This window comes from Pseudomonas sp. XP2, assembly GCF_053557975.1.
The window spans coordinates 162394-170416 of sequence record NZ_JBNRIK010000001.1 but is presented as its reverse complement, the minus strand read 5'-3'; the positions used below and the strand labels follow the sequence as shown (position 1 = coordinate 170416).

Sequence of the window (8023 nt, the reverse complement as noted above, 5' to 3'; positions counted from 1 at the left end):
GGCAAGCCAGCTCCCACAGGAAATCACTGCCCTCAAGCCCTGTGATCACCTGTGGGAGCTGGCTTGCCGGCGATGAGGCCTGTGCTGGAGAGCATTAACCATTCATCCCCCCCGGTTGAAATCTTTCACCCCACCCCCATATGAGTCTGCATCAGGCACTTTCGCCCCGCTGCGTGGAGACTCTCCCCTTGACCACCATCGTTTCTGTCCGCCGTAACGGCAAAGTCGTCATGGGCGGCGACGGCCAGGTTTCCCTCGGCAATACCGTGATGAAAGGCAACGCCAAGAAAGTGCGCCGCCTGTACCACGGCCAGGTCATCGCCGGCTTCGCCGGTGCCACTGCCGATGCGTTCACCCTGTTCGAGCGCTTCGAAGGCCAGCTGGAGAAACACCAGGGCCACCTGGTACGCGCTGCCGTCGAGCTGGCCAAGGAATGGCGTACCGACCGCTCCCTGAGCCGCCTGGAAGCCATGCTGGCCGTGGCCAACAAGGATGCCTCCCTGATCATCACCGGTAACGGTGACGTGGTCGAACCCGAAGATGGCCTGATCGCCATGGGTTCCGGCGGCGCCTATGCCCAGGCCGCAGCCCGCGCCCTGCTGAACAAGACCGACCTCTCGGCCCGTGAAATCGCTGAAACCGCCCTGAACATCGCCGGCGACATCTGCGTGTTCACCAACCACAACCTGACCATCGAGGAGCAGGACCTGGCCGACTGATTCAGCTGCTCTGGCGCCTCTTCCCGGTGAAGGGGCTTTTCCACGCTGACTCATCTGCCCAAGGACCCTATTGATCATGTCCATGACCCCCCGCGAGATCGTCCACGAACTCAACCGCCACATCATCGGCCAGGACGACGCCAAGCGCGCCGTGGCCATTGCCCTGCGCAACCGCTGGCGCCGGATGCAGCTGCCTGTCGAGCTGCGTGCCGAAGTGACCCCCAAGAACATCCTGATGATCGGCCCTACCGGTGTCGGCAAGACCGAAATCGCCCGTCGTCTGGCCAAGCTGGCCAACGCACCATTCCTCAAGGTCGAAGCCACCAAGTTCACTGAAGTGGGCTACGTGGGCCGCGACGTCGAGTCGATCATCCGTGACTTGGCCGACGCCGCGCTGAAGATGCTGCGCGAGCAGGAAATCATCCGCGTGCGCCACCGCGCCGAAGACGCCGCCGAAGACCGTATCCTCGATGCCCTGCTGCCGCAGGCGCGGGTGACCAGCTTCAGCGAGGAAGCCGCGCAGACCAGCAGCGATTCCAACACCCGCCAGCTGTTCCGCAAACGCCTGCGTGAAGGCCAGCTGGACGACAAGGAAATCGAAATCGAAGTGGCCGATGCCGTGGGCGTCGAAATTGCCGCGCCGCCCGGCATGGAAGAAATGACCAATCAGCTGCAGAGCCTGTTTGCCAACATGGGCAAAGGCAAGCGCAAGGCGCGCAAGCTGAAGGTGAAAGAGGCGCTGAAGATGGTTCGCGATGAAGAAGCGAGCCGCCTGGTCAATGAGGAAGAGCTCAAGGCCAAGGCCCTGGAAGCAGTCGAGCAGCACGGTATCGTGTTCATCGACGAAATCGACAAGGTTGCCAAGCGCGGCAATGTTGGCGGCGCCGATGTGTCCCGTGAAGGCGTACAGCGCGACCTGCTGCCGCTGATCGAGGGCTGCACCGTCAACACCAAGCTGGGCATGGTCAAGACCGACCATATCCTGTTCATTGCCTCGGGTGCGTTCCACCTGAGCAAGCCGAGCGACCTGGTGCCCGAGCTGCAAGGCCGCCTGCCGATCCGTGTCGAACTCAAGGCACTGACCCCGGAAGACTTCGAGCGCATCCTGCAAGAGCCGCACGCTTCGCTGACCGAGCAGTACCAGGCCCTGTTGAAAACCGAAGGCCTGAACATCGAGTTCATCGCCGACGGCATCAAGCGCCTGGCCGAGATTGCCTACCAGGTCAACGAAAAGACCGAAAACATCGGTGCCCGTCGCCTGCACACACTGCTTGAGCGTTTGCTCGAAGAAGTGTCGTTCAGCGCCGGCGACCTGGCCAGCGCACATGACGAAACGCCAATCCAGATCGACGCTGCGTATGTGAACAGCCACCTGGGTGAACTGGCGCAGAACGAAGACCTGTCGCGTTACATTCTGTAAGACCGCAGGGGGCCGCTGTGCGGCCCAATCGCCGGCAAGCCAGCTCCCACAGGATTATCACAACTCTGATGCTGTGAAGTACCCGTGGCCGCTGGCTTGCCGGCGACTGGGCTGCAAAGCAGCCCCCTTGCACAATCCCCAGAATGTCCCGAAGCTGTGCATCATCAGCTCCCGAGAGATTCTGCCCATGGCCCGCCTGCCCACTGCCATCAACCTGCACAAAGCCTCGAAAACCCTCACCCTCACCTACGCCCCCGGCGAGGTCTACCACCTGCCCGCCGAACTCCTGCGCGTGCACTCCCCCTCCGCCGAGGTCCAGGGCCACGGCAACCCCATCCTGCAGTTCGGCAAGATCAACGTCGGCCTGGTCGGCCTGGAGCCTGCCGGCCAATATGCACTGAAACTGACCTTCGACGACGGCCATGACAGCGGCCTGTTCACCTGGGAATACCTGGAACAGCTGTGTCTGCGCCAGGAACAGCTGTGGGCCGAATACCTCGACGAGCTGCACAAAGCCGGAAAATCCCGCGACCCGGCCGAATCGGTGGTCAAACTCATGCTCTAGCGCAAGGTCTTCAGGGTTTAGAGCGCATTTTCTAAATTCATCTGTTTGAATGACTTACAGACAGCCCAGTGAAGGGCTGTCTTGCGCATTACATGAAAGTCGGGTAACCAATGGGTGTGGCAAGTTCCCTGCATCACTTTGCAGGCAGTCAGAACCCCCGCAGCACCGCTGTTCCTTATCACTGGTCACCCGAGTAGCAGTACCGGGCTCAGGGCTGTGCCCCCGCCACAGCAACCGGTACTCGTCTCAGGACAACGGAGCGTCGTAGATGAGTAACAAGAACAACGATGAGCTGCAGCGGCAGGCCTCGGAGAACACCTTGGGGCTGAACCCGGTCATCGGCATTCGCCGCAAGGACCTGTTGAGCTCGGCACGCACCGTGCTGCGCCAGGCCGTGCGCCAACCGCTGCACAGCGCCAAGCATGTGGCCCACTTTGGCCTGGAACTGAAAAACGTGCTGCTGGGCAAGTCCAGCCTGGCCCCGGAAAGCGACGACCGCCGTTTCAACGACCCGGCCTGGAGCAACAACCCGCTGTACCGCCGCTACCTGCAAACCTATCTGGCCTGGCGTAACGAGTTGCAGGACTGGATCGGCAACAGCGACCTGCCACCCCAGGACATCAGCCGCGGCCAGTTCGTCATCAACCTGATGACCGAAGCCATGGCGCCGACCAATACCTTGTCCAACCCGGCAGCGGTCAAGCGCTTCTTCGAAACCGGCGGCAAGAGCCTGCTCGATGGCCTGTCCAACCTGGCCAAGGACATGGTCAACAATGGCGGCATGCCCAGCCAGGTGAACATGGACGCCTTTGAAGTGGGCAAGAACCTGGGCACCAGTGAAGGCGCGGTGGTGTACCGCAACGATGTGCTGGAGCTGATCCAGTACAGCCCCATCACCGAACAGGTGCATGCTCGCCCGCTGCTGGTGGTGCCACCGCAGATCAACAAGTTCTACGTGTTCGACCTGAGCCCGGAAAAGAGCCTGGCCCGCTACTGCCTGCGCTCGCAGCAGCAAACCTTCATCATCAGCTGGCGCAACCCGACCAAGGCCCAGCGGGAATGGGGCCTGTCCACCTACATCGATGCACTCAAGGAAGCCGTCGACGCCGTACTGGCGATTACCGGCAGCAAAGACTTGAACATGCTCGGCGCCTGCTCTGGCGGCATCACCTGTACTGCGCTGGTGGGCCACTACGCCGCCATTGGCGAAAACAAGGTCAATGCCCTGACCCTGCTGGTCAGCGTGCTGGACACCACCATGGACAACCAGGTCGCATTGTTCGTCGACGAACAGACCCTGGAAGCCGCCAAGCGCCACTCGTACCAGGCTGGCGTGCTGGAAGGCAGCGAAATGGCCAAGGTGTTCGCCTGGATGCGCCCCAACGACCTGATCTGGAACTACTGGGTCAACAACTACCTGCTCGGCAACGAGCCGCCGGTGTTCGACATCCTGTTCTGGAACAACGACACCACGCGTCTGCCGGCCGCCTTCCACGGCGATTTGATCGAGATGTTCAAAAGCAACCCTTTGATACGCCCGAACGCACTGGAAGTGTGCGGCACCCCGATCGACCTGAAGAATGTGCACTGCGACATCTTCAGCGTTGCCGGCACCGCCGACCACATCACCCCGTGGCAATCGTGCTACCGCTCGGCGCACTTGTTCGGCGGCAAGATCGAGTTCGTGCTGTCCAACAGCGGCCACATACAGAGCATCCTCAACCCGCCGGGCAACCCCAAGGCACGCTTCATGACCGGGGCTGATCGCCCGGGTGACCCGGTGGCCTGGCAGGAAAACGCCACCAAGCACGCCGACTCCTGGTGGCTGCACTGGCAAAGCTGGCTGAGCGAGCGGGCCGGGGAGCTGAAAAAAGCGCCAACCCGCCTGGGCAACCGTGCCTATGCAGCTGGCGAAGCCGCCCCAGGCACCTACGTCACGAGCGTTGAGTTGCATTGCCGTGGCAGCCATGAGCGCGCCACGGCACTTTTTTCACGAAAGAGTCGAACGCATGCCGGAACCCTATATCTTCAGGACCGTCGAGCTGGACGACCAGTCCATTCGCACCGCCGTCCGCCCAGGCAAGCCGCACCTGACCCCGTTGCTGATCTTCAACGGCATCGGCGCCAACCTGGAGCTGGTGTTCCCCTTCATCGAGGCGCTGGACCCGGACCTGGAGGTCATTGCCTTCGATGTACCCGGCGTGGGTGGATCATCCACACCGCGCCACCCTTATCGTTTTCCTGGCCTGGCCAAGCTCACAGCGCGCATGCTCGATTACCTGGACTACGGCCAGGTCAACGCCATCGGTGTGTCCTGGGGCGGCGCCCTGGCCCAGCAGTTCGCCCACGACTATCCGGAACGCTGCAAAAAACTGGTGCTGGCCGCCACTGCCGCCGGCGCGGTAATGGTGCCGGGCAAACCCAAGGTGTTGTGGATGATGGCCAGTCCACGGCGCTACGTGCAGCCCTCCCATGTGATCCGTATTGCACCGCTGATTTACGGCGGTGCCTTCCGCCGCGACCCGGACCTGGCCATGCATCATGCATCCAAGGTGCGCTCGGGCGGCAAGCTGGGCTACTACTGGCAATTATTCGCCGGCCTGGGCTGGACCAGCATCCACTGGCTGCACAAGATCCATCAGCCGACGCTGGTACTGGCCGGTGACGACGACCCGCTGATCCCGCTGGTCAACATGCGCCTGCTGGCCTGGCGGATTCCCAATGCCCAGCTACACATAATCGACGATGGCCACCTGTTCCTGATTACCCGGGCCGAGGCCGTCGCACCGATCATCATGAAGTTTCTCCAGGAAGAACGTCAGCGCGCGGTCATGCACCCGCGCCCCGCCTCTGGCGGTTGATTGTCGCTGCCCAAGCATCGGGAAGACGAGGGAGTGTTGCCATGACAGACAAACCGGCCAAAGGAACGAAACCGCTGCCCGCCACCAGCATGAACGTGCATAACGCCATGCTTGGCCTGCGTGGGCGCGACCTGGTGTCGACCCTGCGCAGGGTTGGCCGCCACGGCTTGACCAACCCGCTGCACACTGCGCGGCACCTGTTGGCGCTCGGCGGCCAACTGGGCCGCGTGATGCTGGGCGACACGCCCTATCAGCCCAACCCTCGCGACAGCCGCTTCAACGACCCTACCTGGAGCCAGAACCCGTTTTACCGCCGGGGCCTGCAGGCCTATCTGGCCTGGCAGAAGCAGACACGCCAGTGGATCGACGAAAGCCACCTGGATGACGATGATCGGGCACGCGCCCACTTCCTGTTCGGCATGATCAACGACGCCCTGGCGCCGAGCAATTCGCTGCTCAACCCGCTGGCCGTCAAAGAGCTGCTGAACACCGGCGGGCAAAGCCTGGTGCGTGGCCTGGCCCACTTGCTGGACGACCTGCGTCACAATGACGGCCTGCCGCGCCAAGTGGACGAACGCGCTTTCGAGGTGGGTGGCAGCCTGGCGGCGACACCCGGTGCGGTGGTGTTTCGCAACGAGCTGCTGGAGCTGATCCAGTACAAGCCGATGAGTGAAAAACAGCACGCCAGGCCCCTGCTGGTGGTACCACCGCAAATCAACAAGTTCTATATCTTCGACATGCAGGCCCACAATAGCTTCGTCCAGTACATGCTCAAGAACGGCCTGCAGGTGTTCATGATCAGCTGGCGCAACCCCGACCCGCGCCACCGCGAATGGGGCTTGTCCTCGTACGTTCAGGCGTTGGAAGAAGCGCTGAACGCCTGCCGCAGCATCAGCGGCAACCGCGACCCCAACCTGATGGGTGCCTGTGCCGGCGGCCTGACCATGGCTGCACTGCAGGGCCACCTGCAGGCCAGACATCAGCTGCGCAAGATCCGCAGCGCCACTTACCTGGTCAGCCTGCTCGACAGCAAGTTCGACAGCCCGGCCAGCCTGTTCGCCGACGAGCAGACCGTCGAGGCGGCCAAGCGCCGTTCCTATCAACGGGGTGTACTGGACGGCGGCGAGGTGGCGAGGATTTTCGCCTGGATGCGCCCCAACGACCTGATCTGGAACTACTGGGTCAACAACTACCTGCTTGGCAAAGCCCCACCCGCGTTCGACATCCTCTACTGGAACGCCGATAACACACGGCTGCCGGCGGCACTGCACGGCGACTTGCTGGACTTTTTCAAGCACAACCCGCTCACCCACCCGGCCGGCCTTGAAGTATGCGGCACGCCCATCGACCTCAAGCAGGTCGACCTGGACAGTTTTACCGTGGCCGGCAGCAACGATCACATCACCCCGTGGGACGCCGTGTATCGCTCTGCCCTGCTGCTCGGTGGCGACCGGCGTTTCGTGCTGGCCAACAGCGGGCACATTCAAAGCATCATCAACCCACCGGGCAACCCCAAGGCCTACTACCTGGAAAACCCCAAGCTTGCGAGCGATCCGCGCGCCTGGTTCTACGAGGCCAAACGCAGCGACGGCAGTTGGTGGCCGTTGTGGCTGGAATGGATCACACCGCGCTCTGGTCCGCTCAAGGCTCCCCGTACCGAGCTGGGCAACAGTACCTACCCACCGCTCGGCCCGGCGCCAGGCACCTATGTCCTGACCCGATGAGCCCGACGACCGGATGAAGACCCGCGACCGTATCCTGGAATGCGCCCTGCAGCTGTTCAACCAGCAGGGCGAACCGAACGTATCCACCTTGGAGATTGCCAACGAACTGGGCATCAGCCCGGGCAACCTGTATTACCACTTCCACGGCAAGGAACCCTTGGTGCTGGGCCTGTTCGAGCGCTTCGAGGACGCGCTGATGCCCTTGCTTGACCCACCCCTGGAAGTGCGCCTGGACGCCGAGGACTACTGGCTGTTCCTGCACCTGATTGTCGAGCACATGTCGCAGTACCGCTTCCTGTTTCAGGACCTCTCCAACCTCACCGGCCGCCTGCCAAAGCTGGCACGCGGCATGCGCAGCCTGATCAATGCCCTCAAGCGCACGTTGGCGGCGCTGTTGGCCAGCCTCAAGGGCCAGGGGCTGGTAGAGAGTGGTACGCAGGCGCTGGGGCAGCTGGTGGAGCAGATCACGATGACGCTGCTGTTCTCGCTGGATTACCAGCGTGTGCTGGGGCGCGAGGGGGATGTGGGGATCGTGGTGTACCAGGTGATGATGCTGGTGGCGCCGCATCTGCAGGCACAGGCGCGGGCGGCGGCGGAGCAGTTGGCTGTGCGCTACCTGGAGGGGTAGGCCTGCTGTTTCGGCGCTGGGGCCTTCGCGGGCATGCCCGCTCCCACAGGGCCTGCGCTGACCCGTTGATCGGCGCTGTCCCTGTGCGAGCGGGCAAGCCCGCGAA

6 protein-coding genes and 1 pseudogene are annotated in these 8023 nt (G+C 62.7%); all 7 read left to right on the top strand.

Translation table 11 applies throughout. The features are described from left to right. Window positions 1–188: 188 nt before the first annotated feature. The 7 genes and pseudogenes from hslV (at window position 189) to ACK1VC_RS00685 (ending at window position 7917) form a co-directional block, all read left to right on the top strand. A complete protein-coding gene (gene hslV / locus ACK1VC_RS00715; RefSeq protein WP_003249309.1) occupies window positions 189–719 on the top strand; it encodes an ATP-dependent protease subunit HslV in 531 nt (176 codons plus the stop codon). A 76-nt stretch (window positions 720–795) separates the two neighbouring features. Further along, a complete protein-coding gene (hslU, locus tag ACK1VC_RS00710) occupies window positions 796–2139 on the top strand; it encodes an ATP-dependent protease ATPase subunit HslU (RefSeq protein ID WP_016489549.1) in 1344 nt (447 codons plus the stop codon). Window positions 2140–2326: 187 nt separating this feature from the next. After that, window positions 2327–2704 (top strand): gamma-butyrobetaine hydroxylase-like domain-containing protein, encoded by a 378-nt coding sequence (locus ACK1VC_RS00705; RefSeq protein WP_016489550.1) that lies wholly within the window; start codon window positions 2327–2329, stop codon window positions 2702–2704. 268 nt (window positions 2705–2972) lie between these two features. After that, window positions 2973–4640 (top strand): annotated as a pseudogene (gene phaC / locus ACK1VC_RS00700) (class II poly(R)-hydroxyalkanoic acid synthase); the annotation flags it as partial. Between the two features lie 73 nt (window positions 4641–4713). Beyond that, window positions 4714–5565, top strand: a complete 852-nt coding sequence (gene phaZ / locus ACK1VC_RS00695) for a poly(3-hydroxyalkanoate) depolymerase (RefSeq protein WP_016489552.1) — start codon at window positions 4714–4716, stop codon at window positions 5563–5565. 41 nt (window positions 5566–5606) lie between these two features. Next, the gene (gene phaC, locus ACK1VC_RS00690; protein ID WP_016489553.1) at window positions 5607–7289 is read left to right on the top strand and encodes a class II poly(R)-hydroxyalkanoic acid synthase; all 1683 of its coding nucleotides are present in this window, start codon (window positions 5607–5609) and stop codon (window positions 7287–7289) included. Between the two features lie 13 nt (window positions 7290–7302). Next, window positions 7303–7917, top strand: coding sequence for a TetR/AcrR family transcriptional regulator (locus ACK1VC_RS00685; protein WP_016489554.1), 615 nt, complete (start codon window positions 7303–7305; stop codon window positions 7915–7917). The last annotated feature ends 106 nt before the right edge of the window (window positions 7918–8023 follow it).